The 25,764-nt window shown below is 70.1% G+C and carries 17 protein-coding genes, 1 tRNA gene and 1 pseudogene; 12 read left to right on the top strand and 7 right to left on the bottom strand.

Going from position 1 to position 25,764, the window contains the following annotated elements:
* Positions 1-196: 196 nt before the first annotated feature.
* Positions 197-2,479: a transglycosylase domain-containing protein gene (locus JIX55_RS29000; RefSeq protein ID WP_257566200.1), complete on the top strand. Its 2,283-nt coding sequence runs from the start codon at positions 197-199 to the stop codon at positions 2,477-2,479.
* A 119-nt stretch (positions 2,480-2,598) separates the two neighbouring features.
* On the opposite strand, the gene JIX55_RS28995 is transcribed toward JIX55_RS29000, so the two are convergent.
* Positions 2,599-3,066, bottom strand: coding sequence for a GatB/YqeY domain-containing protein (locus JIX55_RS28995; RefSeq protein WP_257566199.1), 468 nt, complete (start codon positions 3,064-3,066; stop codon positions 2,599-2,601).
* A 177-nt stretch (positions 3,067-3,243) separates the two neighbouring features.
* On the opposite strand from JIX55_RS28995, the gene JIX55_RS28990 reads away from it, so the two are divergent.
* The 3 genes from JIX55_RS28990 to JIX55_RS28980 all read left to right on the top strand — a co-directional run bounded on the left by JIX55_RS28990 (position 3,244) and on the right by JIX55_RS28980 (position 5,296).
* The gene (locus JIX55_RS28990) at positions 3,244-4,173 is read left to right on the top strand and encodes a metallophosphoesterase (protein ID WP_257566198.1); all 930 of its coding nucleotides are present in this window, start codon (positions 3,244-3,246) and stop codon (positions 4,171-4,173) included.
* Positions 4,174-4,359: 186 nt separating this feature from the next.
* Entirely contained in the window at positions 4,360-5,193 is an 834-nt protein-coding gene (locus tag JIX55_RS28985) for a Pr6Pr family membrane protein (protein WP_306820043.1), read from the top strand.
* Positions 5,194-5,222: 29 nt separating this feature from the next.
* A tRNA-Pro gene (locus JIX55_RS28980) sits at positions 5,223-5,296 on the top strand.
* A gap of 106 nt (positions 5,297-5,402) precedes the next feature.
* On the opposite strand, the pseudogene JIX55_RS28975 reads toward JIX55_RS28980, so the two are convergent.
* The 6 genes and pseudogenes from JIX55_RS28975 to JIX55_RS28950 all read right to left on the bottom strand — a co-directional run.
* Positions 5,403-5,714 (bottom strand): annotated as a pseudogene (locus JIX55_RS28975) (tyrosine-type recombinase/integrase); the annotation flags it as partial.
* A 110-nt stretch (positions 5,715-5,824) separates the two neighbouring features.
* Positions 5,825-6,280, bottom strand: coding sequence for a hypothetical protein (locus tag JIX55_RS28970; protein ID WP_257566197.1), 456 nt, complete (start codon positions 6,278-6,280; stop codon positions 5,825-5,827).
* Positions 6,281-6,799: 519 nt separating this feature from the next.
* Complete coding sequence (locus JIX55_RS28965; protein ID WP_257566196.1) at positions 6,800-7,378, bottom strand: SMI1/KNR4 family protein; 579 nt, start codon at positions 7,376-7,378, stop codon at positions 6,800-6,802.
* Between the two features lie 385 nt (positions 7,379-7,763).
* On the bottom strand, positions 7,764-8,111 hold the full coding sequence (locus JIX55_RS28960) for a DUF1330 domain-containing protein (protein ID WP_257566195.1): 348 nt from the start codon (positions 8,109-8,111) through the stop codon (positions 7,764-7,766).
* A 961-nt stretch (positions 8,112-9,072) separates the two neighbouring features.
* Complete coding sequence (locus tag JIX55_RS28955; protein ID WP_257566194.1) at positions 9,073-12,051, bottom strand: fibronectin type III domain-containing protein; 2,979 nt, start codon at positions 12,049-12,051, stop codon at positions 9,073-9,075.
* A 608-nt stretch (positions 12,052-12,659) separates the two neighbouring features.
* Positions 12,660-13,550 (bottom strand): AfsR/SARP family transcriptional regulator, encoded by an 891-nt coding sequence (locus tag JIX55_RS28950; RefSeq protein ID WP_257566193.1) that lies wholly within the window; start codon positions 13,548-13,550, stop codon positions 12,660-12,662.
* A 272-nt stretch (positions 13,551-13,822) separates the two neighbouring features.
* On the opposite strand from JIX55_RS28950, the gene JIX55_RS28945 reads away from it, so the two are divergent.
* The 8 genes from JIX55_RS28945 to JIX55_RS28910 are packed head-to-tail and all read left to right on the top strand — an operon-like array spanning position 13,823 to position 25,505.
* A complete protein-coding gene (locus JIX55_RS28945) occupies positions 13,823-14,806 on the top strand; it encodes an AfsA-related hotdog domain-containing protein (RefSeq protein ID WP_257566192.1) in 984 nt (327 codons plus the stop codon).
* Entirely contained in the window at positions 14,803-15,477 is a 675-nt protein-coding gene (locus JIX55_RS28940; RefSeq protein ID WP_257566191.1) for an HAD family hydrolase, read from the top strand. The genes JIX55_RS28945 and JIX55_RS28940 overlap by 4 nt, the downstream gene beginning before the upstream one ends.
* Entirely contained in the window at positions 15,474-17,162 is a 1,689-nt protein-coding gene (locus JIX55_RS28935; protein WP_257566190.1) for an FAD-dependent monooxygenase, read from the top strand. Before JIX55_RS28940 ends, JIX55_RS28935 begins: the two co-directional genes overlap by 4 nt.
* On the top strand, positions 17,159-19,468 hold the full coding sequence (locus JIX55_RS28930; protein WP_257566189.1) for an MMPL family transporter: 2,310 nt from the start codon (positions 17,159-17,161) through the stop codon (positions 19,466-19,468). The genes JIX55_RS28935 and JIX55_RS28930 overlap by 4 nt, the downstream gene beginning before the upstream one ends.
* On the top strand, positions 19,443-20,561 hold the full coding sequence (locus JIX55_RS28925; RefSeq protein ID WP_257566188.1) for an NAD-dependent epimerase/dehydratase family protein: 1,119 nt from the start codon (positions 19,443-19,445) through the stop codon (positions 20,559-20,561). The genes JIX55_RS28930 and JIX55_RS28925 overlap by 26 nt, the downstream gene beginning before the upstream one ends.
* Positions 20,558-21,745, top strand: a complete 1,188-nt coding sequence (locus JIX55_RS28920) for an alpha/beta hydrolase (protein ID WP_257566187.1) — start codon at positions 20,558-20,560, stop codon at positions 21,743-21,745. The genes JIX55_RS28925 and JIX55_RS28920 overlap by 4 nt, the downstream gene beginning before the upstream one ends.
* Before the next feature lie 47 nt (positions 21,746-21,792).
* Positions 21,793-24,090 carry an MMPL family transporter gene (locus tag JIX55_RS28915; protein WP_257566186.1) on the top strand — a complete coding sequence of 766 codons (2,298 nt, stop codon included), beginning with the start codon at positions 21,793-21,795 and terminating at the stop codon, positions 24,088-24,090.
* A gap of 26 nt (positions 24,091-24,116) precedes the next feature.
* A complete protein-coding gene (locus JIX55_RS28910) occupies positions 24,117-25,505 on the top strand; it encodes a metallophosphoesterase (protein WP_257566185.1) in 1,389 nt (462 codons plus the stop codon).
* The last annotated feature ends 259 nt before the right edge of the window (positions 25,506-25,764 follow it).

Here is a 25,764-nt window from a genome sequence, read left to right as displayed (position 1 = left end):
CTGTCGATCTCTTCCCCGCTCGCACCCCGGTCGAGCAGCGGGCCGTCGGCGACGAACGCCCGGACTTCGAGTCTCATGCTCCGGGTCATCGGCTGCCGCCTCTGCCGCGGCAGCCGATGTCACGATCCGGCACTTGTGTCCCTCCAGAGGCACCCGCTCATTCGGAACGGTCATCGCTACGGATTAGGCTGCCCTCATGCCAAACAAGCGCTCGGGTGGTGGTCTGTCCGCCACACAGCAGGCCGCCAAGTTCCTAGGTGTCAGCGTCCTCGCGGGTGCCGTCATGGCGGGCATCGCGCTGCCCGCGGTCGGCGCCCTGGGACTTGCGGCCAAGGGTTCGGTCGAGGGGTTCGACGAACTCCCCGCCAACCTCAAGCAGCCGCCGCTGAGCCAGCGCACCACGATCCTCGACAGCAAGGGCGACTCGATCGCCACGGTGTACAGCCGTGACCGTACGGTGGTCGATCTCAAGGAGATCTCGCCGTACATGCAGAAGGCGGTCATCGCCATCGAGGACGCCCGCTTCTACCAGCACGGCGCGATCGACCTGAAGGGCGTGCTGCGCGCGCTCAACCGGAACGCGCAGGAGGGCGGCGTCGCCCAGGGCGCGTCCACGCTGACGCAGCAGCTGGTGAAGAACGTCGCGGTGGAGGAGGCCGGTGACGACCCGACACTGGTCGCCCAGGCCACCCAGCAGACCCTCGGCCGCAAGATCCAGGAGCTGAGGCACGCGATCCAGCTGGAAGAGGAACTCAGCAAGAAGAAGATCCTTGAGAACTACCTGAACATCACCTTCTTCGGCCAGCAGTCCTACGGCGTCGAGGCCGCCTCCCGGCGCTACTTCTCCAAGTCGGCCAAGGACCTGGACGTCGAGGAGGCCGCGCTCCTCGCCGGCATCGTGCAGTCGCCGAGCCGGTACGACCCGGTGAACGACCCGCAGGAAGCCACCAAGCGGCGCAACATCGTGCTGCAGCGCATGGCCGATCTCGGTGACATCTCGCAGGCGGAGGCCGACAAGGCCAAGGAGAAGCCGCTCGGCCTGGACATCAGCAAGCCGAAGAACGGCTGCATCACGGCCGTCAAGAACGCGGGCTTCTTCTGCGACTACGTCCGCGAGGTGTTCCTGAACGACCGGGTCTTCGGCAAGACCAAGGAGGACCGGGCCAAGATCTGGAACCAGGGCGGTCTGACGATCCGGACGACGATGGACCCGAAGGCCCAGAAGTCGGTCCAGTCCTCCATCAAGGACCACGTCAACCAGAAGGACGACGTGGCCACCGCCGCCACCATCGTGGAGCCCGGCACCGGCAAGATCCTCGCCATGGGCCAGTCCCGGCCGTACGGCCTCGACACCAAGAAGAACGAGACGTCCATAAACCTGTCGGTCGACGAGTCCATGGGCGGCGGCGCGGGCTACCAGCCCGGTTCGACGTTCAAGCCGATCGTCGCCGCGGCCGCGATCGAGGGCGGCATGTCCCCGACGAAGTCGTACTCCGCGCCGTACAAGATGGAGTACCCGAGCCCGATCTCGGTCTGCGGCGGCAAGAACTGGGTGAACACCGACGGCACGACGCTCACCAACGAGAACGAGGCCGAGGTCGGCCCGTACTCGATGAAGAAGGCGACCGCGCTGTCGGTCAACACCTACTTCGTGCAGATGATCGCGGACGTCGGCATCTGCCCGGTGACGAAGATGGCCGGGAAGATGGGCGTCGAGCGGGCCGACGGCTCCAAGATCGGCCAGAACCCGTCGATCGCGCTGGGCACGCAGGAGATGTCCCCGCTGACCATGGCGAACGCGTACGCGACCTTCGCCTCGCGCGGTATGTACTGCACGCCGGTCGCCATCGAGTCCATCACCCAGCGGGTCGGCGAGAAGTCGAAGTCGCTGGAGGTCCCGAAGTCGACGTGCTCGCGCGCGATGTCCGAGAACACCGCCGACACCATAAACACCCTGCTCAGGGGCGTGGTCGAGGACGGTACGGGTACGGAGGCGGGCCTCGGCAGCCGTCCGAGCGCCGGTAAGACCGGTACGACGGACTTCCGTTACGCGGCCTGGTTCGTGGGCTACACCCCGAACATGGCCGGCGCCGTCTGGGTCGGCGACCCCGCTCACGAGCGCCGCATGGTGAACATCACCATCGGCGGCGAGTGGCACGAGAAGGTCTTCGGTGGCCGGGTCCCGGGCCCGATCTGGCGCGACATGATGTCCGGCGCGCTGGAGGGCGAGCCCGCCCCCGACTTCACCCTCGTCAACATCCCCGACCCGAAGCCGGACCGCGGCCGCGGGGACGACGACAAGGGGAACGACGACAACGACAATGGCGGCAACGGCAACGGCGGCAACGATGGCGGGATCATCGGCGGCACCGACGGCGGCACCTTCCCCACCCCGGACTTCTCGATCCCCGAGGGCTGGATCCAGGGCCAGACGAACGGCGGGGGCAACGGGAACGGCAACGGTGGCGGCTTCGGCTGATCACGCCGGTTGACCCGACCGGTCGGTTCTCCGGTCGTGGTCGCTGAATGTGAGCGGATACGGCGGTGGGGGCGCCCCTTCTCTGGGGGCGCCCCCACCGCCGTACTACTGGGAGACGCTCAGCCGCTCGTGAGCTGCTGCTTGACGAGGGCGGCGACACGGCCGCCCTCGGCCAGTCCGGCCACCTTCGGGTTCACGATCTTCATGACCTGGCCCATCGCGCGCGGGCCCTCGGCGCCGGCGGCCCGGGCCTCCTCGACGGCCTGGACGACGATCTGCTTCAGCTCCTCGTCGGACAGCTGCTTGGGCAGGTACTCGGCGAGGAACTCACCCTCCGCCTTCTCCCGCTCGGCCGACTCCGTACGACCGCCCTGGGCGAAGGCGTCCGCGGCCTCGCGGCGCTTCTTCGCCTCCTTGGTGATCACCTTGAGCACCTCGTCGTCGGAGAGCTCGCGCTTCTCCTTGCCCGCGACCTCTTCCTTGGTGATCGCGGTGAGGGTCAGCCGGAGCGTCGAGGAGCGGAGCTCGTCGCGCTCCTTGATGGCGGCGTTGAGGTCTTCCTGCAGCTTCGACTTGAGCGTGGTCATGGGGTCGATTGTCGCAGGTGTGGTGCGGGAAGCGCGCCTTGATTTCGCTGGTGTGTGCGGATCGGGGGCGAAAGCCGGAGTCGGTTGTCCACAGGGGGAGTTGGCGATCGGCGGTGGGGATTCGCGGTTGTCCACAGGCGTTCACCCGGGTTCGGCGGGGTCTGACACGATGGACACATGCGAGCGCGATACGGAGTACCTCTGGGGATCGCGGCGGCCGGTGCCGCCGGTCTGGTGTACGCGGCGGGTTTCGAGGCCCGCTCCTTCCGGCTGCGGCGGGTGACGGTGCCGGTGCTGCCACCGGGCATGCGCCCGCTGCGGATACTCCAGGTCTCCGACATCCACATGGTGAGCGGGCAGCGCAAGAAGCAGCGGTGGCTGCGTTCCCTGGCCGGGCTGCGCCCCGACTTCGTGATCAACACCGGGGACAACCTCTCCGACCCCGAGGGCGTACCGGAGGTGCTGGACGCGCTGGGCCCGCTGATGGAGTTCCCGGGCGCGTACGTCTTCGGCTCGAACGACTACTACGGCCCGAAGCTGCGCAACCCCGCCCGCTATCTCCTGGAGAAGACCCAGGGCCGCCACGGCCTGAACGGCAACAAGCCGGTGGTCGATGCCGTCCACAACCCGTGGGAGGACCTGCGCGACGGCTTCGACGGGGCGGGCTGGCTCAACCTCACCAACACCCGCGGCACGCTGAAGGTCGAGGGCATGTCGGTCGAACTCACCGGACTCGACGACCCGCACATCAAGCGGGACCGCTACGCCCGCGTGGCCGGCGGCCCGTCCGACTCCGCCGACCTCTCCCTGGGCGTCGTCCACGCCCCCTATCTCCGCACCCTCGACGCCTTCACCGCCGACGGCTACCCCCTGATCCTGGCCGGCCACACCCACGGCGGCCAGCTCTGCATCCCCTTCTACGGCGCCCTCGTCACCAACTGCGACCTCGACACGGAGCGCGTGAAGGGCCTCTCCACGCACACGGCTGAGGGCCACACCGCGTACATGCACGTCTCAGCCGGCTGCGGGACGAACCGCTACACACCGGTGAGGTTCGCCTGCCCACCGGAGGCTTCGCTGTTGACGTTGGTGGGGCGAGAGGATTAAGGCCGCGGGGAGGCCTGCGAGTCGGGCCGGTTCGGGACGGGGTGATCTGCGGAGGGCGGTCCGCGAAGGGCAACGGTCCACGGAGGGGGCGGCCGGCGAAGGGTGGCGGCCTGCCGGCAAGGCGGCACTGACCCGTACGGATCGTCCCGGATAGCCCGTTTCGTCGGGGCGTCTTAGCGTGAGCGCATGACCGCACCGATACCCAGGGACATCCCCGACCTGCCCGCGATCTCGGGCATTCCCGCGCCGGTGACGTCCGTCGTTCCCGCGACGGCGGTGGTGGAACCGACACGACGCCCCCTGGTGGGGGCGTACCGCGCCCTGGTCGCGCTGGCGGCGGCAGCGGCCGTGGCGATCGAGCTGGTGCTGGGCAGCCCTCTACGGGCATTCAGCCATTTCTCGGTCCAGAGCACGGCCCTGGTGGCACTGGTCCTCGCCGCCTCGTCCCGCCGCGCGCGGTCGGCCCGCCGCCCCCTGCCGTCCGTGGTGACCGTCGGCACGGTTCTCTACGCCGTGATCACGGCCTTGGTCTACCACCTGATCCTGATGAGGGACCCGGCCGCCCTCCCCTTGACGATGACGCCGACGGGCGCCCCGGTCTCCCCCACCGGCTGGCACACCGTGACCAACCACGCCTTCCACACGGCGATCCCCCTCGCGGTGGTGGCGGACTGGCTCCTCCTGACCCGCCCGTCCCCGCCACGCCTGAGCCGCGCGGCGACCTGGCTGCTCTACCCGATGGCGTACCTGGCGTTCACGCTCGGCCGAGCCGCCCTGCTGACCCCCGACTGGCCGGCCCCGTACCTCTACCCGTTCCTGGACGTCGACCGCCACGGCTACAAGAGCGTCCTCGGCAACGCGCTCCTCCTGGGCCTCGCCTTCTACGCCCTCGCTCTCCTCCTCATCGCCGTCGACCACCTCCGTCCGGACCCCGTCCGCCCACGTCGGGGGCGCCCCAGCCGCCACGACCGCCGCCCCGAAAACCGGATTTCGTCTCCAGCCACCAGTGGGCTAAAGTAAACGACGTCGCCGCGACAAGCAGCGACAATCGGGGTGTAGCGCAGCTTGGCAGCGCGCTTCGTTCGGGACGAAGAGGTCGTGGGTTCAAATCCCGCCACCCCGACAGCTAAGTAGCAGGTCAGAGGGCCCTTACCGAGTCGGTAAGGGCCCTCTGGCGTTGCTGCGTGTCTATCTGCGTGACTATCGATTCCTGAGTGCGTGCTGCGTGACTACGACTGCTTCGGTGCGGCTCCGAAGATGCCGCCCATGACCACGGCGCCGGTCTGGATCACGGGCCGGATCTGCTTCCGGTAGACGTCCTCGGTGACGGCAGTACCGGAGTGACCGACGAGTCGCGAGATCTCCTCCAGTGGGACGCCCCGGTCGGAGAGCAGGGACACGAAGCTGTGCCGGAGCTCACGAGGCGTCCACTCGTCGGCGTTGATCCCGTCGACTTCCTTGAGCGCCCGGCGGAAGGCGCGGCGGACGTTGGCCGCATCGAGCGGCTTGCCGACAGTTGAGGAGAAGACGAGCCCGTGTGGGGCGCCCCTCTGAGGCGCTCACCTTCGCTCAGGCCGAGGCTGTACTCAAGCCTGTCGATTCGCAAGGCCTTGTCCATCCGCCACCACTCGGCGCGCGCCCGCCTGGGCAATCAGTCCTCGGCCTTCGCAGGGAAGCGAACCAGGGGAACCGGCATCAGGCAGAGCGCGAAGGCCACCTGCGTCAGGACTGGGACGAAGAGGAGCGCCACGAAGTTCTGGAAGAGCAAGAACCATGTGGGCAGGAGGAGGAGCCCCGCCAGACGGATACGGAATGCCGCCCCCTTGCGCTCGTTGAGCAGCCCGAACAACAGGATTACCAGCAGCGAGGGGATGCCCACCATGAGCCCCACCGAGGCAATGGAGTCGTCCCACAGGTAGTAGGCGGTGTCCTCCCAGTACGAGCGGGTGCGAGGCAGGTAGGACACAAGCTCGTGCTGGCGGGGAGCCGTCAGGGCATGGACGAGCCATGCCGCCACCCAGATCAGCAGGTAGCGACCGACGGCATCAGCGATGCACAAGCCGACACGGCCGAGTCGGTGCCAAGGAGAGGTGACCACGAAGGGCATAGCGCATAGTGACACCTTTTTTGAACGCGTTCAAGGGAGTCGAGGGGTAGGCCAGGAGTGACTGGCAGTCCGGCCAGCGGTGCAGCAGCGGGGTACCGCAACCGCCCCCGCCCGGCAGTGTCCCGGTGGGCCCTCGAAGCGACCGGCATGGACGTCGCTGCCCGATCTCGCTAGAGCTACGGACCAGAAGGTCGCGTGCCACAGTCGTGCCACATCATGCGGTCAACCACGGTCAATGACGGCTCGTCGCAGTTGATCACGACACTGGGAGGGTTACGCCCGCACCCGGAGAACCGAGCTGGCGCGCCAGTCTCGCGCAGCGGGAGCAACACCAGGTGCGTGTCTAACTGGCGTGAAGAGCTGTGCCTCTACATCGGTCAAACCTGACGGAGCACGGCATCGACGTCGCGGCTCTGGCGGCGAGGCGAGGCATCAGCCGCACCGAGATCACGGACGACTGGCGGAACTGGTAGCCCGTTGCTTCGGGGCGGGCACGCTCGGGCAGCCCTCGGCTGAGACCTACCCGTCGACGTGCTCAGACCACCATCCTCGATCAGCCTGCCAATCCTGGAACCAGGCCACGAAGTCGGCCTCTGGCTCGCCCGCCTCCCCCGCGTCCGCGTACGGAGCCGCGCATCCATCTCCCAGCCACCAGACCCGGCCGCGCTGAGGCCCCGTGACCACAAGTACCCAGAACTCGCAGTCACGGTTGCCGCCCAGGAGGACCGAGCCGTTCTGATAGATGCCGTGGAGCAGAGGTGAGTGCTCATCGTCGTCGTAGTAGTCGTACTCCCACTGCCACTCCTCCACCAGAGGGAACGGCTCAGTGAACTTGCGTACAGCCGCTCCATCGAATGGTTCGGGACTGAGCCAGCAATCGGCCTTCCAGCTCTGCCAGTTCTCAGGCAGTCCTCCCAACGGCAGGAGCCGGTGTGCCATGGACACGCCCTCCAACGAACCGTTGGACACCTCCGCGACGAACGTACGGTAGGGCTCTGGCAGTTCGATGCCGTGAGCGGCTTCCCACGCCCGTACGCCGGCCCAGCCGAGGGGAGACCGTCGAAGATCTCCGGGGACAGCATCGCTGAGAACGGACATTGCACCTCTCAGGCGGTACCGCTCTGAGCTACCTGTCATGTACGTAGTGAACACCAGGCCTGACGGCAAAGGCCGCGGCCCAGGGTGCAACAAGAGTCGGCTGCCTCACCGCCACCGCCGCACCGTGCCCATCCGTGCCCATCCGTGCCCGATCGTGCGGGGAACCCCAAGGAACCACGGCGGCGAGCAGTCACCGCGCAGCGCAACGGCCCCCGACCGATTCACCTGGTCAGGGGCCGTTTCACCTTGCGGTGGGTGTGGGATTTGAGCCCACGGTGACTCACGCCACGACGGTTTTCAAGATCGACCATGGGTTTGACTCGACCATTGAGACTCCGCCGACCTCAGCTCGTCGTCTGCCGCTGGGCCCGGCCGAGCGCGAGGGCTACTCGGCAGGCAGGGCCTCTCGCATCGCCTTTGCGGTGGCAGTCGGGTCGTAGCCCTCCGGGACGCCTTCGACCAGGATGATGTCGCCCTCGATGTGCCGTGAGCGCAGCGGTGCGATCTCCTGGTATGCGGGTGAGTCCCACCAAGCCCGCGCCTCGGCGATCCCAGGGAAGCCAATTACCACGACGTGCCCGGGCCAGCTGCCCTCCTTCACCTCGTGCTGCGTGGCGTGCACGAGGAAGCGTCCGCCGTACGGTTCGAAGGTGGCGGGGATGCGCTCGATGTACTCAACGATCTCCGGGTGCGGAGCGGCCTCTTGCAGGTGAGCTATGGCGTACGCGGGCATGGCGTCCTTCCGGTCGGTCGAGCTCCGTACGCCGGGAGCATGGCATGCCGACGCATTGGGGTCGATGACCTGACAGGTAAGCGGACCCCGCCCGCACCCCGGACTGGCGGCGCACATGCACCCTGCGTGCCCGATCGGACGGCGAATGACGGGGGAACAACGGGGACCGTCGGCGAGCGTTCTGGGAACGCGCAGGTCAGCGTCTTCCCAGGTTAGGCCCAGCCTGGATACGCGATCTTCCAAACTGGTGCTCCGATACCCCGTTGCGCCGGGCCTGACTCTGTCGTCGAGCCCCACTGTCCGCGGGTCCCTGACTCACTCACTCGTCCCTTGGGGCACAAGCACGCTCAACCGGTAGGTAGTCGGGTGCTTCAGCCGCCCGCACAGTGTGTCGATTCGCACTCGGGAGGGATCGGTACCAGGTCGTTCCTCTTGGAGGCTGCGCAGCCGCGCCCGGAGCTGGTCGGAGTCCTCCGTTTCGCAGATGACTTCCCAGCGCCATCCGGCCGCCAGGGCCGCGGAGACTCGCTGGCGTTCCTCGCGTGCTTGCCGATTTCTCTTCCTCTGTCCAGGCATAGGCATCACCATGACGGCTGGTAATACCCCAGACAACATCGACGACGCGTTGCAACAGCCCCTGCCGAGTGTCTAACTGCGTAACAACGCCTGCGTACAGCGATGGACATGGGCGCACACCAGCGGACCATGGCAGCAGGTGCGGGGCACCCTGGCCCATGGTCGCGCGCCCGCCCAAGTTGCTTCGGGACGAAGAGGTCGTGGGTGCAAATCCCGCCACCCCGACAGTGAAGTACCAGGTCAGGGGCCTGATCCAGCTAGTGGATCAGGCCCCTGAGTGGTTTGGCGTTCGGAAGCGGGTACCGACAGTCGGCGGCCCGCCCTGGAAAGCACGGAGCCCCGGAACGCACGGTGTGGCGTCCGGAGCTCCTGTCGACGTGGCTGGTCAGCGGGTGACCATGATCGCGTCCAGATGTACGGTGGCGCGGGCGGCCGTGGTGCCGGACAGCACCTTCAGCTGCGCCTTGTGGGTGGTGATCTTCGTACCGAGTGTGTAGGTGAAGACCACCTTCCGGTAACTGGTCGCCGAGGTGTAGGTGTTCACCGTGCCCACCGTGGTCCCGTCCACGATGACCGCGAAACGGCCACCGTTGGAGGTGGCGGTCGCGACGATCCGCAGCTTGGTGCCGTCCGCCGTGAAGGACACGGTGGCGCCGGGCGTGGCGGATGCCCGCTCGGTCTTCGACCAGGCCGAGGTCACCGACTTCGACGCCCAGGTGCCCTTGTAGGTCAGTGCCGAGGACCGGTCGTCGACCGGGATGCCGCCGGCCGCGGCGGCGCTCCAGGCCCCGGTCTGGCCCGCGTCGTCGTGCGCTCGCACGTAGAAGCGGTAGGTCAGGCCCGGCTTCGGCGTCACCGGGCTGCCGGAGGATCCGAAGACCGCCGACTTCGAGGTGGTGCGGGTGCGCCAGGTCTGGAGCGGCCCGAGTGTCCACACGCCCGTGCTGCTGCGGGTGGTGACCTTCCAGCCCACGTCGTACGACGTCACGCCCGCCGTCTTCGCCGTCCAGCTGACCGGGATCACGGCGCTGGTCGAGGAGTTGCTGGCCAGGGTGGGGACGGTGACGGAGGCGGCCGGAGCGGTCCTGCGCAGGGTGACCTTTCCGCTGACGCCCGCTGCCGGAACGCCGGTCACCACGTCTCTCACGGAGAGAGTCCAGGTGTAGGAGCCTTCGGCGGCCGCCGTGCCCGCGTCCGTCCTGCCGTTCCACACCGGGGCGATGGCGTCGCCAGAGGCTGTTCCGGTCAGGGTGCGCACGGAGGTGGTACTGGACTTGAGGACGAGTGTCCAGGTCACCGGCCGGTTGTACGTCCATTTCGGCGCCCAGGTGTCGGCCTTGCCGTCGCCGTTGGGGCTGAAGCCGGTCGGGGCGGAGGCGGCGGTGGGGGACGGGGCGCCGGCCCACACGATGTGCGTGGCGCCGTCATCGTCCATCCACGTCGCCCAGGGTGCCTCGCGGTCGACCGCCCACCGCTCGGCGGACAGGCTGGTGGTCTTCGACGGCAGGGCGAACAGCGGCTGTATGGCGGCGCCGGTCACTCCCAGGACCTGGGCGTTCAGCGTGACACCACCAGAGGTTTCCTTCGTGAAGGTGTACAGCAGGTTCGTGCCGAGGACCGGGGCACGGACGGAGGCGTCCACCGTCGTACGGGTGGTGGTCCCCGTCTTCAGCAGCAGGCCCTGGGAGGAGGGGGCGGCTCCGCAGGTGGTCAGCAGGATCCAGGAGCCCCGCACCTGGAGGTCACCCGGCCGGCAGTCCACCGTGGTCACCGTGGTGACGGCGGCGGTGGCCAGGTCGGTGCGCCGGATCGACCAGCTGGACGTGCTGGTCTGGACCGACGAGTAGAGGCCACCGCCGTACAGGGCCGAGCCCGCGGGTACGCGGCGGTCCGCGCCGGTGGCGACGGTGTGGAGCACGAGGGTGCCGCTGGTGGAGGTGGTCTTGTCCGACAGCAGGAAGTGCGCGCCGTCGAAGTCCACCACCTGGTCGACCGACGTGTCGCTCGGCTCGAGGGGGACTCCGGTCAGCTTTCCGTTCTCGTAGACCTGGTAGGCGTTGCCCTGCTCGACGAGGACCCGGTTCCCGGCTGCGGCCAGCGTCCGGTGGACGGTGCCGGTGGAGTAGGCCAGGACGCGCGACGGCGTGGCCGCCGACGCGCCGGCTGGGCCGACCGTCAGGGCGGAGGAGAGCAGCACGCCGGTACGGCGGGAGGAGTCGTCCGCGGTGTAGAGGGTGCCGCCGGACAGTGCCAGGGCGTCAAGTCGTGCCGGACCGGCGGGGATCGTGGTGGCGTCGTCGGCTGCCGTGGACACCCGGCCGTCGGTGAGTGTCTGGATGGCGGCGTCGACGTCCGGTCGGTACAGCGACGTGCGCATCCGGCCGTCGTCGCCCACCGAGATGTCCCAGAACGTGCCGTTCAGGTCGGCGGCGGCGGTGGAGCCGTCGCGAGGCATCGCGTACAGCTCGTTGCCGTCCGCGGTCCACTCGTACCAGGCCAGGGTGTCGTCGCTGATCCAACGGGCCTTGTCGGTGGGCAGGGTGACCGTCGCCGGGCCGTCCGCGGGGGCCGCCCGCTGCCACTCGGTCAGCTTCGCCCCGTCGATGACCCCGAATCGGGTGGGGGTGAACTCCAGTCCCTGCGGCAGTTCGCCGGTGCTGGGCTCGGCCACGGTGACCGTCGCGCCGGTCGCGAAGTCGACGTAGACGATCCGGTGGTCCCAGGACGGGGCGGTCCGCCGCCGCACCAGCGCGCCGTCCGCGTCCGACGCCAGCACCTCGTACTGATTGTCGCCGGACAGCAGGGTGCGGTCGGCGGCGGACGTGCGCAGCACCAGGCGGACGCGGTACTGGGAGTCGTCGTTGTAGTACGCCTGCTGGACGAGAATTCCGTCTCCCGCCTGGCCGCGGTAGCGCTCGGCGCCGGGCGCGCCCGAGCTGTCGTACGCGACGGCCAGCGTCTCCTGGCTGCCCGTGTCGAGGCGGCGCAGGGTGACGTGGTCGGCGAGGGCTCCGTTGGGGTTCGTGGAGGTGGCGACGGCCACGACGGAGTCCTGGACGGACACGGCGTCGACGGAGACGCTTTCGGCGGTGTCGGCCAGCGGCCCCAGGTCCTGCGGGGCGCCCCCGGACAGGGAGAGCCAGCCGTGGTCGCGCGTGTCGGCGGCTGTCTTCTGGCGCCAGACGACGGCCTGCCCGGAGCCGGACACCTCGTCGGCCGCCGGCACGGATGTCGTGCGGGCCGGCAGCGAGGTCGTCACCCCGGCAGCGGCCATGGCGGCGGGGGAGACGGCCACGGTGCCCACGAGGGCCAGCGCTGCGGCCACGGCCACACAGGGGAGGAGGTGACGTCTGTGCGCTGCCATGGATCGCGGTCCTCTCGCGTACGGGATCCGGATTATCACACGAGGCACCAAACGCCTGGTCCAGTGGGCTTTGAGGAGCGAAAGCGGAAGCAGAGCAGCGGCCTGGCGGCGGCGTGCAGCGGGCCGCTCACCACCTCACGACTCCCGCCGGAGCCTGGGCAGTCGACACAGCCGTCGGCCATCGGCAGAAAGACCGTCGGCAGGAAGGCTGTCGGTAGGAAGGCCGTCGGTAGGAAGGCCGTCGGCACCGCGGCCGCGACGACGTGAACCAGGCGCCGGCCGCGGACCCTCCGCGGCCGGGCGATCAGTACCTCAAGCCGTGGACGCCGACACCGAGGCGGTGGCCGACGCATGTCGGCCCCGGCTACTCGACGACGCAACGGCGCCCGCAGGGAAGGGGCGAGCTTGCCCGGGTACGGGGCGCAGCGGGATGCAGTCGGTCGACGCGTTCCGGAAGGGCCCGTTCGTCGGTGGGGTATGCGCGGTCTCGCCCCGCGCCCCGGTGCCCGGTGCCCGCCCGAGGACTCATCCGTGTACGGCCTGCCGCGAAGCCGCAGGTTACGTAGGGCTGGTGCGGTGCCGGCCCCGGGGCCCCTCGGGCGGGTGGGTCAGGTGAGGGATTCGGGGAGGTGCGTGAGACGTGTCGTTCTGACGTGGGGCAGCGTCTTCGGCTGCACGACCGGCAGCACCATCAACTCGGGGTCCTGCGACAGCAGTCGCGCGTGGAGCGCGCGCAGGCTCGGTCCCGGCTCGGCGCCCATCTCCTCGACGGTCCGGGCACGGTGATCGGCGTACAGCTTCAGCGCCTCGTTGCCGCGGTCCGAGCGGTAGAGCGCCAGCATCAGCAGCCAGACGAACCTCTCGCGGAGTGGGTACTTGTGTACCGCGTAGTGCAGATAGGGCACGGCGTTGCGGTGCCGGCCCAGCTCCAGTTCGAGTTCCGCGCGTACCTCCATGTCGGAGAGGAAGCGCTCCTGGCGGTACAGCCGCTCGCGCTGGAGCATGGGGCCTTCCAGCCCCTCGACCAACGGTCCGGTGGACATGACGCGGGCTCGCTCAAGCAGTTCCGCCGCTTTGAGGATCTCGCCCTCGCGCGCCGCCCTGGCCCCGGCCGATGCCAGCCGCTCGTACGTGTAGAGATCGACGTACGCGTCTCCGGTGTGCAGCAGATACCCGCCTGCCGACCACTCCAGTGATATGCCCTCATCCGCGGTCGCTTCCGCCGCGAACAGGCCACGGAGGTTGGAAACGGACTTTTGAATCAGGTTTTTCGCATAAGCGGGGTATTCCTCTCCCCAAAGCGCGTCGATCAGCTGATCAATCCCTGTTTCGAGACCCCGCCTCAACAACAGCATGGCCAGCAGGGCGCGTTGCTTGGGCGGGCCCAGCTCCAATAACCGGCCCGCGTGTGTCACCTGCAACGGGCCGAAGAGACGAAAGCGCCACGACGACTCGTCTCTGGATTCGAAATCGACTTCACGCAACAGCACGCCAGACATGCAACCCCCCGGTAATCATGTGCTCAACTGCAGCACGGTACGCACGGCGACCAATCACCGGCCAGCGGGTAAGCGGCCGACCGTGGCTCAAAGACCACCCTTGACGTCCTCTGCGGGCAGGCGCACCGTGGCCCATTCGCCCGCATGTGGACCGTGTTCGCTCAAGCGGCCTCCGGTGGGCCCCCAGCGTTTCGTCCAACCCTTCGTCCAACCGTTGGTCCAACCCCTCCCGGCAAGGTGATCGAGTCTTACTCACCTTGCCAGGAGGATCGATGACGGGCCCAGCGCCGCAGGACCAGCTCCGTTCCCCCCTCAGATACGACAGCACGGTGCCACGCGCCACGGTCCACCGCGCGGCCATCGCCGAGGTCTTCCTCACCGATGCCCGGCCGGTGCCGGATCGGCCGGAAACATACGAGGTGGCGGCGCAGCTGCCGCGCGCCCACATCATGAGTGAGCTGTCCGAGACACATGACTTTCTTCTGCTGGTGGAGGTTCTTCGCCAGGGCGGTCTGTATCTCGCCCACACCTACGAGAAGGTCGGCCTGAGCGAGGCCTTCATCTTCCGTGACCTGCACATACAGATGCTCGACCTGTCGGCCGTCCGGACGGGCGACCGGCCGGCCCGCGTCGTCTGCACGTTCACGGTGGTCCCCCGGCGCAAGCGGAACGGGCGCGTCCAGGCCATTGACTTCTCCGGCGTCCTGGCCGTCGAGGGCAAGGACGCACTGCGCTTCAGCGGCGGCCTGGCCTTCTTCAACCGCAAGGTCTACCAGACACTGCGGGACCGCCGTCGCGCCGCTCTCGACGGGGTGCTCGGCATGCTGCCCGTGCGCGTGGCCGCCGATCCCACCGCGGTGGGGCGCCGTCACCCGTACAACGTCGTGATCACCCAGCCGGTCGTGACCGGGCCGAGCACGCTGACCGCCACCGTGCTGTCCGACACCTCGCACCCTCACCTGTTCGACCATCAGCTCGACCACGTTCCCGGCAACCTCCTGATGGAAGCGGCCCGGCAGCTGGCGGCGGCGTCGGTGTCCTCGCTGCACTCCATCTCCGCGCACGGTCTGCGGGTGACGGCGCTGGACGTCAGCTTCCAGGAGTTCGCCGAGCTCGACCTGCGCGCCGAGGCCCGAGCGCGGGTCGAGCAGTTCCGGCTCGACGAGTCGCTCGGCATGCTCGTCGTCCCCGTCACGGTCGACATCGTGCAGCAGGACAGTGTCGCGGCCTCGTTCCGTCTTGAGGTGGCGCAGTGACCTCCGCCCACATCACCACCGTCGTCGTCGACTACGGCGGTGTCCTCACCAACCCTCTGAACGAGACGTTCGCGGCCTTCGCCACGGCCGTCGGAGTGCCCCTGACGGATCTCCAGGACGCCTTCGCGCGGGCCACCGCACGCCACGGCCGCAGTCCGATGGCCGATCTGGAGACCGGCCGGTGCACGGAGTCGGAGATGGTCGAGCGAGTGCTCGCGGAGCTGCCGGGCGGCAGGGGCCGGGACCTGCTCGGCGGGCGGGACTTCGGGGAACTGTGGTTCCGGGCCAGGACCGTCAACGAGGAAATGGTCGCCTTCGTGCGCTCCCTGCGCCAGGACGGCTACCGCACCGCTCTGCTCACCAACAACGTCGCCGAATGGGGACCACGCTGGCGGGCCCAGCTCCCCGTCGACGAACTCTTCGACGTCGTCGTCGACTCATCGGCCGAGGGCGTACGCAAGCCCGACCCCGAGATCTACCGCCGGCTGCTGGAGCGGCTGCCCGCGGCACCGCACGAGTGCATGTTCGTCGACGACCTCGAGGAGAACTGTTCCACCGCCTCGGACCTCGGCATGTTCGCCGTGCCCTTCATCACCACCGACGAGGCGATCGACCTGATCGTCGCCGTGCTCCGCTCCCATGGGGGCTACCGAGTCAGGAAACCAGTATGAGAAACCAGGAATCCGTCCTGATCGTCGGAGCGGGCCCGACCGGGTTGACCATGGCGTGCACCCTGCTCCAGCACGGCGTGGAGTGCCGGGTGGTCGACCGCCGGAAGGGACCGGCCACCGAGCCCAAGGCGCTGATCCTGTGGAGCGGCGCGCTGGAGGTGCTGAGGCGCGTCGACGTGGCCGACTGCCTGGCCAAGCGTGCGCTGCCGCTCGCCGGAGCGTCCTACTGGTCCAACGGCAAGCGCATCGGCCAAGTGCGTTTCGGTTCGCTGGCCGACACGGCTTTCCCCCGCCCGCTGTGTGTGCCGCAGTCCATCACCGAGGGCATGCTGTACTCGCGGTTGCGCAAGCTCGGCGGCGACGTCGAGTGGAACACCACGCTCGTCGAGGCCCGGCTCGCCGACGGCGCCGGTTCCGTCACGGCCACCCTCTCGGGTCCCGATTCGGCCACACCCTCCACGGTGTCACCGCGCTGGCTGGTGGGTGCCGACGGCTCCCACAGCAAGGTGCGTGAGGCGACGGGAATCGCGTTCGAGGGCAGCACGTACCCCCGTGACTTCCTGCTGGGCGACGGAGAGTTCAGCGGCGACCTGCCCATGGACGAGGCGCAGTACCACCTCACGCCCGAGGGCGTCCTGGTGGTCGTGCCGCTGCCCGGCGGTGGGCACCGGGTCTTCTTCGACCGGGATGTCACCGGTGAGGTGTCGCCGCTGTCCGACGACGACCTGCAGACGCTGCTGACGGCGCGCGGTCCCAGCGGGTGGCAGATCAGGCACACCTCCTGGCGGAGCACGTTCCGGGTGCACACCAAGGTGGCGAGCGCCTTCCGGTCCGGCCCGGTCTTCCTGGCGGGCGACGCCGCGCACTGTCACAGCCCGGCCGGCGGGCAGGGCCTCAACACCGGTGTGCAGGACGCCTTCAACCTGGGCTGGAAGCTGGCCGCCGTGACGCACGGCGCCGACCCGGCGCTGCTCGACAGCTACGAGGTGGAGCGGCGTCCCGCGGCGCTGCGTGCCCTGCGCAACTCGGACCGGCAGACGCAGCTGTGGATGCTGCGCGCCGGACCGAAGCGGGTACTGCGGGACACGGCACTGAAGCTGGCATCGGCGACGGGTGCCCTCGACCGCAAGATGGTGCCCGAACTCGCGCAGCTCGACCCGGGCCTGGAGTCGAGCCCGGCGGTGCCGGGCCGGCTCTCGGCAGCCGGTGGCGGCGGTTCCCGGGAGTCGGACACCCAGCCCGACAGGAAGAGCGCGCTGCGGCCGGGCGTACGGCTGCCCGACACCAGCTGGCATCCGCTGTCCGGCACCTCCGCGGGGTCGCTGCACGAGCTGCTGGCGGCCGGCCGGCACACCCTGCTGGTGATCGTGGGCGGGGCCGGTACGGCGGACGCCGATCGCACCGCGGAGCGGACCGCGGACGTGGTGGCCCGCTCCTCGGTGGCGGACCAGACCGATGTGGTGCTGGTGACCGGCCGCTGGCCGGAAGGCGGCGGGGACGGGTCGGGGCCGGTCATGCGGGTCGTCGACACGGGCCAGGGACTCGTCTCGCTGGCCGAGCGGGCCCCGGTGGTGATCTACGTCCGGCCCGACGGAGCGGTCGGTGCCTGGTCCTCGCACCCCGACCTGCCGGCGCTGACGTCGGGCGTGTCGGTGCTCACCGATCCCGCGGGGCGTGCGGCGTGAGCCAGGAGCATCCTGGGCGGGCGTCCTTCGGGCTGGGCTCCCTCGGTGCCCGGGTCACGCGCCGCCCGTGGCTGTTCCTGTTGGCGGCGGTCGTCCTGCTCGTCGACGCCGTCATCCTCGGCGCGGACCTGACCGGCCGGCTCAGCAACGGCGGCACCACGGACCCCGGCTCGGAATCCGCCCGCGTCCAGCGGGTGCTGGAGGAGCACTACCCCGAGAACCAGCCGAACGTCGTGCTGCTCGTGTCCGTGCCCGCCGGCACGCAGGTCGACGACCGCAAGGTGGCCGTCCAGGGTGTGCGGCTCGCCGAGCGGCTGGCCTTCGAGACGTCGGTGTCCGGCGTCGTCTCGTACTGGCAGACCGGGCTGGAGGAGTTGCGCTCCCACGACGGCGGGCAGGCGGTGATCGCCGCGCGGATCGACGGCGGTGACGACCGGGCCAGGGCCGAGCTGGAGCGGCTCGCCCCGGACTACCGCGGCCGGCAGGGAGACCTGACCGTACAGATCTCGGGTGCGCTCGCCGTGCAGAACGAGATCGAGAGCACCGTGGCGGAGGACCTCACCCGCTCGGAGCTGATCGCTCTGCCACTCACCCTGGCCGTGCTGATATGGGTGTTCGGCGGCCTGGTCGCCGCGCTGCTGCCGGTCCTGGTGGGCCTGGCCACCGTGCTCGGTACGGGCGCCCTGTTGCGTCTTGTGACGGGGTTCACCGAGGTGTCGGTGTTCGCCCAGAACCTCACCACCGCGCTCGGACTCGGCCTGGCCATCGACTACGCGCTGCTGATCGTGCGCAGGTTCCGCGAGGAGCTGGCGGCGGGGGCCGACCCCGGGGCGGCCGTGGTGCGTACCGTGCGCACGGCCGGTCGTACCGTCCTGTTCTCCGCCTTGACCGTGGCGGTCGCCCTGGCCTCGATGCTGCCCTTCCCGCTGTACTTCCTGCGTTCCCTGGCCTACGCGGGCATCAGCGTGGTGCTGGTGGCGGCGCTCACCGCGCTCACGGTGCTGCCCGCCGTACTGGCGCTGCTGGGACACCGGGTGGACGCTCTGCGGGTGCGGCGCCGTCGCACGGGCGGGGCCGGGCGTCCCACGGTGTCGGCGGGCCGGCTGACGGAGGCGGTGATGAAGCGCGCGCCGCTGGTCACCGTGGCCGTGACCGGTGTGCTGCTCGTGCTCGGACTGCCCTTCCTGGGCGCCCGGTTCGGTACGGCCGACGACCGTCAGTTGCCCGAGACGAGTGAGGCGAGGGCCGTCCTGGAGGTCCTGCGGGACGACTTCGACGACTCGCCCGAGCGTGCGATCCCCGTCCTGCTGACCACCGGCGACGCCCAAGGGGCCGAGGCCCGGGCCGTCGTGGGGCGGCTGGCGACGAAGCTGTCCGGCCTCGACGGTGTCGCACGCGTCGAGTCGTCGGCGGGCACCTACCGCGCCGGAGCCCGGTCGGAGGTGCCCTCCCCCGCGGACGCGTCGCGCCGGACCGCCGGTCACGACCTGCTGACCGTGGTCGCCGACGACGACACGGCCGCCACCTCCGTCCCCCACCAGCGGCTGGTGGAGGTGTTGCGCGAGGCGTCCGCGTCCGCCGAGGCGTCCGTGGGCGGGCCGGCGGCCGCCCTGGTGGACAGCAAGAACGCCATCGGCCGCGGTCTGCTGCCCGCCCTCGCCTTCGTCCTGATCGCCACGCTGCTCGTCGTCTTTCTGCTGACCGGCAGCGCGGTTCTGCCCGTGGTGGTGGTCGCGATGAACGCCCTGAGCCTGACGGCCATGTTCGGGGCGGTGGTGTGGGTGTTCCAGGACGGGCACCTGTCCGGCTTGCTCGACTTCACCGCGACCGGCGACGTGGAGACGACGCTTCCGGTGCTCATGTTCTGTGTCGCCTTCGGCCTGTCGATGGACTACGGAGTCTTCCTGATCGCCCGGATGAAGGAGGAGTTCGACCGCGGGGGCGACCACCGCGCGGCCGTGGCCCACGGGATGCGCACCACCGGCGGACTGATCACCGCGGCCGCCGTGGTCCTGAGTGTGGTGTTCGTGTCCATCGGGCTGTCGCGGATCACCAACACGAAGCTGCTCGGCTTCGGCATCGCCCTCGCCGTGCTGGTCGACGCCCTGGTGGTGCGGACCCTGCTGGTGCCCGCGGTGATGCGGCTGCTGGGGCCCCGCGCCTGGTGGGCACCGCGACCGCTGCTGCGTGCGCACCGCCGTTTCGGTCTGCGCGAGGAACCGGCCGCCGACCTTCCCGCGGACGCCTCCGCCGCCCCCGAACCCCCTGAAAGGACACAGCATGAGCGACACGCCGCCTCCCGCTGACCCCGTGGGAGCCGGGAGCTCCGGCGGACCGCGCAGCGTACTCGTCACCGGAGCCACCGGTCTGCTCGGCAGCGCCGTCGTGGAACGGCTCCTGGCCGACGGCGCCGAGGTGACGGCGGTGGTACGGAACGCCGCCCGCGCCCGGGACCTGTTACCGGACCATCCCGCGCTGCGGCTGGTCACCGGCGACGTCACGGACATCCCGACGTACGCCGGTGCCCTGCGTGGCATGGACGCCGTGATCCACACGGCCGCGTACTTCCGTGAGTACTACCAGCCGGGCCACGACCTGGAACTGCTGCACCGCACCAATGTGACCGCGGTGGAGGAACTGCTGCGGGCCGCGGTGGACGCCTCGGTGCCCACAGTGGTGCACACCAGCTCCATCGCCGTGCTGAGCCGCGGCGACGTCCGGTCACCCGGCGACGAGGACACTCCCAACGGCGCGGCGACGCAGGACAACCACTACCGCGCCAGCAAGATCCGGGCCGAGCGGGTGATCCGCGACTTCGAGGACGGCCTGCGCGCGCGGTTCGGCGCGGAGTACGGACTGCGGGTGCCCCTCGTCCTGCCGGGCTGGATGTGGGGGCCCGGCGACGCGGGCCCCACCTCGGCGGGGCGGCTCTTCCTGGCCGTCGCCCACGGCGGGATCAAGGCCCTGCCCACGGCGGGCAACCATGTGGTGGACGCCCGCGACGTCGCCGCCGTCTGCGTCGCCGCGGCGGAGCGGGGTGTCGCCGGCCGCCGCTACATCGCGGGCGGCTCCTGGTACCCGCTGCACGACATCTGCTCGGAAGTCGTCCGGGCGACCGGCACCGGGGCGGTGCCCCGCAGACTCCCCGCGCACACGGCGATGGCGCTCGCCTCGGTCCTCGAGTGGCAGGCGAAGGTGCGCCGGAAGGAGCCCGTCGCCACCCGCACCGGTATGCGGGTCCTCCTGGAGGGGGACCGCCGCAGGGTCTCCTCCGCCCGGGCGGTACGGGAGTTGGACATCGGCTTCCGCCCCCTGGAACAGACCATCGCCGACCAGGCCGCGTGGCACCGCGCCCGTCGGCAGCTGCCCGCCGCGGAACAAGGGACGAGGATCGCATGAGCATCATCAGGCGTACGGCCGTGCTGGCCGCGGCGGTGGCCCTGCTGGCCAGCCCGGTGGCGGCGGCCCTGGCCGCCTCCTCGGACACCTCCCCGGCGTCCCGCGGCTCGTCGCAGGCGTCGGCCGGCGTGCCCACTCCCGCCGAGAGAGCCGATGCCGCCAGGGCGACGGCCGCCCGTATGACCGCCGCCGACATCGTGGACGTACCGGTCAGCTTCACGGTGCGCAACACCAACCGCAGCAAGACCGGTTGCCGCACGAGTGGGGGGACCTACACGGTGCGCGGACATCTGACCGCGCCCGCGTCGGTCCTGTCCGGTTCGAAGCGGGCGGTGACGCTCTACCAGCACGGCATCGCGTCCGGTGAGTGGTACTGGCGCCTGGACGTGCCCGGCTACCACTACGCCGAGGAACTGGCCGAACGCGGGCACGCCTCGCTGACCATCGACCGTCTCGGCTACGACACGAGCGACCGGCCCGACGGTTTCGGCACCTGCATCGGCGCCGAGGCGGACATCGCCCACCAGATCGTGCGCCAGCTGCGCTCCGGGAGGTACGCCCTGGACGCGAAGTCGGCCACGGACCCCGCGGCCGTCAAGGGCTCCCCGCCGAAGTTCGACACGGTGACCCTGGCCGGGCAGTCCAACGGCGGCCAGGTCGTGCAGATCGAGGCGTACTCCTTCGGCGAGGTCGACGGTCTGATGATCATGGACTGGAGCGACCGGGGACTGACCCCCGAGGCCAACACCCGCTTCTTCAGCGCCCTGCAGACCTGCATGGCGGGCGGACAGCCGAGCCAGAAGGCCTCGGACCCGAAGGGCTACGCCTACTACGACCTGGGCGCCGACCAGTTCCGGCGAGGGAACTTCCACGACACGGAGGAGCGGGTCGTGGACGCCGCCACCCCGCACCAGAACCGGCACCCCTGCGGTGACATGACCTCCCAGCTCGACTCCGTCTTCACGGACCTCGAACACCTCGGGTCGATCAAGGTGCCCGTGCTCCTGGTCTACGGGGACGACGACGCCCGTGTCACGGGCGGTGCCGCCCATCGGCGCCTGTTCACCGGAGCCGACACCGAACTCGTCGACATCCCCGGGGCCGGCCACTACGCCACGATGGCCCGTTCCGCGCCCCGCACCTTCGACCGGATCGCGCGCTGGCTCGACGCCCGCGACCTGTGACCGGACGCAAACAGATCCCCCCACTCCCCACCTATCGGAGACCGAGAATGCCGACCACACACCGACCGGCGGGCGCCGCCGCCACACAGCACCCGCCCGCACTGCGACGCTGGGGCCGGGTGACCGCGACCAGGCCCAGGCTGGTGATCTGGACGAGTGTCGTCCTCACCCTGCTGGCTCTGGTGCTCGCCGCGGGCGCCATGGACCGCCTGGTGCTCAGCCGCTTCGAGAGCCCCGGCTCCGAGTCCTTGAGCACCCGGGCGCGGCTGGAGAAGGAGTTCGGCGAGGGCACGCCCAGCGTGCTGCTCATGGTGACCGCCAAGCAGGGCACCGTGGACGACCCGGCCGTGGTCGCCGCGGGCGGCAGGCTGGAGAAGGAACTCGCGGCGCAGGACGGGGTGGCCGAGGTCGCCTCGTACTGGTCGCGAGGTTCGTCGCCCGCCATGCGGGCCACCGACGGCAAGCAGGCCCTGATCATCGCCCGGATGTCCGGAACGGTGACCGAGGCCCGTACCAGGCTCGGGGAGTTCTCCCCCGATTTCAGCCGGGACACCTCACTGCTGAAGGTCCGGGTCGGCGGCGGCGACGAGGTCTTCCGGCAGGCCTCCGCGCAGTCCCGGCAGGACTTCCTGCGGGCCGAGATGATCGTGTTCCCGCTGGTGCTGCTCCTGCTGTTCGCCATCTACCGCAGGTTCTCGGCGGCTCTGCTGACGCTGGGCATGGGCCTGTTCTCGGTGATCACCACGCTGGCGATCCTGCGGGGCGTCACCTACTTCACCGACGTGTCGACCTTCGCCGCCAACCTGGCCCTGGTGATGGGCATCGGCCTGGGCGTCGACTACAGCCTCTTCGTCATCAACCGGTTCCGTGAGGAGTTGCGGGCCGGACGGTCCGTCGCGGAGGCCGTCGAGTTCGCGGTCGGCAGCGCGGGCCGTACGGTGGCCTTCAGCGGACTCACCGTCCTGGTGTCCCTGGCCTGTCTGCTGCTCTTCCCGTTCCCCTTCCTCCGTTCCTTCGCGTACGCCGGTGTCGCGACCGTCCTGACGTCGGTCTTCGCCGCGCTCGTGATCCTGCCCGCGTCGCTGGCCCGCCTGGGCCATCGGGTCGCCCGTAAGAACGCCGACACCCGCGCCGGCACCGGCTGGTGGCACGACACGGCGCTGCGGATGATGCGGCGGCCGCTGCTGTGGGGCATCCCGGCCCTGGTGGTGCTGCTGGGTCTCGCCGCGCCGACGATGAACCTGACGTTCGGTGTGCCGGACGAGCGGGTGCTGCCCGCGACCGCCTCCAGCCGGGTCGTCCAGCAGGACATCCGCGACAACTTCGCCGGCGAGGAGATGGACGCCATCCAGGTGCTGCGTCCCGGCCAGCCCGGCACCGACGCGGGCGGGGCCTCGATCGACGCCACGGCGGCCGCGCTGTCCCGGATCCCCGACGTCCAGCAGGTCGACGCGCTCACCGGCTCGTACGCCGAGGGCCGGAAGATCTCCGAGGCGAACGCCGGTTCCAGCAGGTTCGCCCACGACAAGGACACCTGGTACTCGGTCGTCGCCACCCACCACGGCCTGGACCGGGACATCGACCGGGTTCTCTCCGCCATCCGGACCACCGCCGTCGAGGGCGCGTCCTCCGGTGCCGAGGTGCGCATCGGCGGTTACCCGGCCGAGCTCAAGGACTTCCGCACCGAGTTGGTCGACCGGCTGCCCCTGGTGTTCGGGCTGATCCTCGTGGTCACGTTCGTGATTCTCTTCCTGATGACCGGCAGCGTGCTGCTGCCCGCGAAGGCCATGGTGCTCAACACGCTCAGCATGGGCGTGATGTTCGGTGCCCTGGTGTGGGTCTTCCAGGACGGCCATCTGTCCGGTCTGCTGGGCTTCACCCCGAGCGGCTCGATCGAGCCCAGCATTCCCATCCTGATGTTCTGCGTCGCCTTCGGCCTCTCGATGGACTACGAGGTCTTCATGCTGGCGCGCATCAAGGAGGAGTACGACCGGACCGGTGACAACGTCGGCGCGGTGGCCCTCGGGCTGGAGCGCAGTGGCCCGCTGATCACCTCCGCGGCGGTGATCCTCGCGGCCTCGTTCGCGACGTACGCCTCCTCGGGGATCGTCTTCCTGAAAATGCTGGGCCTGGGCATGGTCGTGGTGATCCTGGTGGACGCCACGCTGATCAGGGCGGTACTGGTGCCCGTCTTCATGCGCCTGGCCGGCGACGCCAACTGGTGGGCGCCCGGACCGTTGCGCGCGCTGCACGACCGGTTCGGGATCTCCGAGGCCGAGCCCGTCGAGGCGGGCGGTCCCCGGTCCTCGGCCGCGACCGTCGGCGCGCCCGCCGGCCGTTCCTGAATCCGCCGAGTTCCCGAGGAGAGACGATGCTGGGAATCGGAATGTGGGTCCTCATGCTGGCCGGCTCCGGGGTGATCCACATCTACCTGTGGAGACGGCTGGTCCGTGACACGACCAGGCCCGGGACCCTCGGCCGCCGGCTGGGGACGGTGGCGGTGGTGGTCTCGGCGGTCGCCGCGCCCGGAACCAGGATCGTCACTCCGATGCTGGACCCGTCGGACGACGGCGGCGGACGCTGGGTCGCCTGGCCCGGCTACACCCTGATCGGGGTGCTGCTCTACCTCCTGCTGGCGCTCGCCGTACTGGAAGTGCCGCGGGTCCTGGTGCTGCGCCGTCTCCGGCGCGCCGAACAGGCGACCGGACGGGAGCCGGCGGAGCCTGTGGCCGTGGCCGCCGACCCGGCCTCGGCCGAACTGGCGGCGACCGAACTGGCGGGGGCGGGGGCCCCGATGACGAGGGTCCGGGCGGCACAGGTCCCGGCGTCGGACGTCCCGGCGACGCCCCGCACCGCCGGGGACGGCGCGGCGAGCGCCCCCGGCGGCGCCTCGACGGCACCGGCAGCGGGCCCGCTCATGGGTCGGCGGCTCCTGATCGGAAGGGCGGTCGGCGCCCTGGCGGGCGCCACCGCACTCGGCACGGTCGGTCACGGGATGTCGGTGGCGCTCGGTGACCCGCGGATCAAGCGGGTACCCATCCCTCTGTCGAAGGTGAACGAGCGGCTGGCCGGACTGCGTATCGCCGTCGTCAGCGACATCCATCTCGGCCCGATGCTGGGACGCGCCCACACCGAGCGCGTCGTCCGGATGATCAACGGCCTCCAGGCCGACCTCGTGACGATCGTCGGTGACCTCGCCGACGGAACCGCCGCCCAGCTGGGCCCGGCGGTGCGACCGCTGCGGAACCTGGAGTCGCGCTACGGCAGCTTCTTCGTGACGGGAAATCACGAGTACCTCTACGACGGTGTGGAGGACTGGCTGGACGAGATGCGTGCCGTCGACGTCCGGCCGCTGGTGAACGAGCGGGTGGAGATCGAGCACAACGGCGCCTTCCTCGATCTGGCGGGGGTCGAGGACCTGGCGGGAGAGGAGACCGGCCGCGGACCCGACCTGGAGGGCACGCTGAGCGGACGGGACACCTCGCGCCCGGTCGTGCTGCTCGCCCACCAGCCGGTGTTCGCCGAGGAGGCCGCCCGCCACGGAGTCGACCTCCAGCTCTCCGGGCACACCCACGGCGGCCAGATGTTCCCTCTCAACGCCGTGACGGCGATGGCCAATCCGGTCACCGCCGGGCTCGGCACGGTGGACGACACCACGCTGTACGTCACGAGCGGCGTCGGCTTCTTCGGCCCACCGGTCCGGGTCGGCGCCCCCGCGGACATCTCCCTGCTCGAACTGCGCACGCGGAGTGGCGGATGAGGAAGGCCGTCCGACGACAGGGCGGCGACACCCCACAGAAGTTCCAGCAGACGACGAGACGGGAGAGCACGCCATGCGGAGCCCCACCCATCAGGAAGCCGCCCCCGCACGGGACACACCGCGGCCCGACAGCACCGCGCGCCCCGAGCCGGGGACGTCTCGGGAATCCGAGCCCCACCGGCACACGGAACCCCTGAGTCCTCCGGCCCAGATCCTCGGAATCTTCGTCGGGGTCTCACCCCCTCGACGCCCCCCGGGC

The sequence above is a fragment of the Streptomyces sp. DSM 40750 genome (assembly GCF_024612035.1).
Lineage (GTDB): Bacteria > Actinomycetota > Actinomycetes > Streptomycetales > Streptomycetaceae > Streptomyces.
Note: the sequence above shows the minus strand (reverse complement) of the source record. Positions and strands in the feature narration are given on the sequence as shown.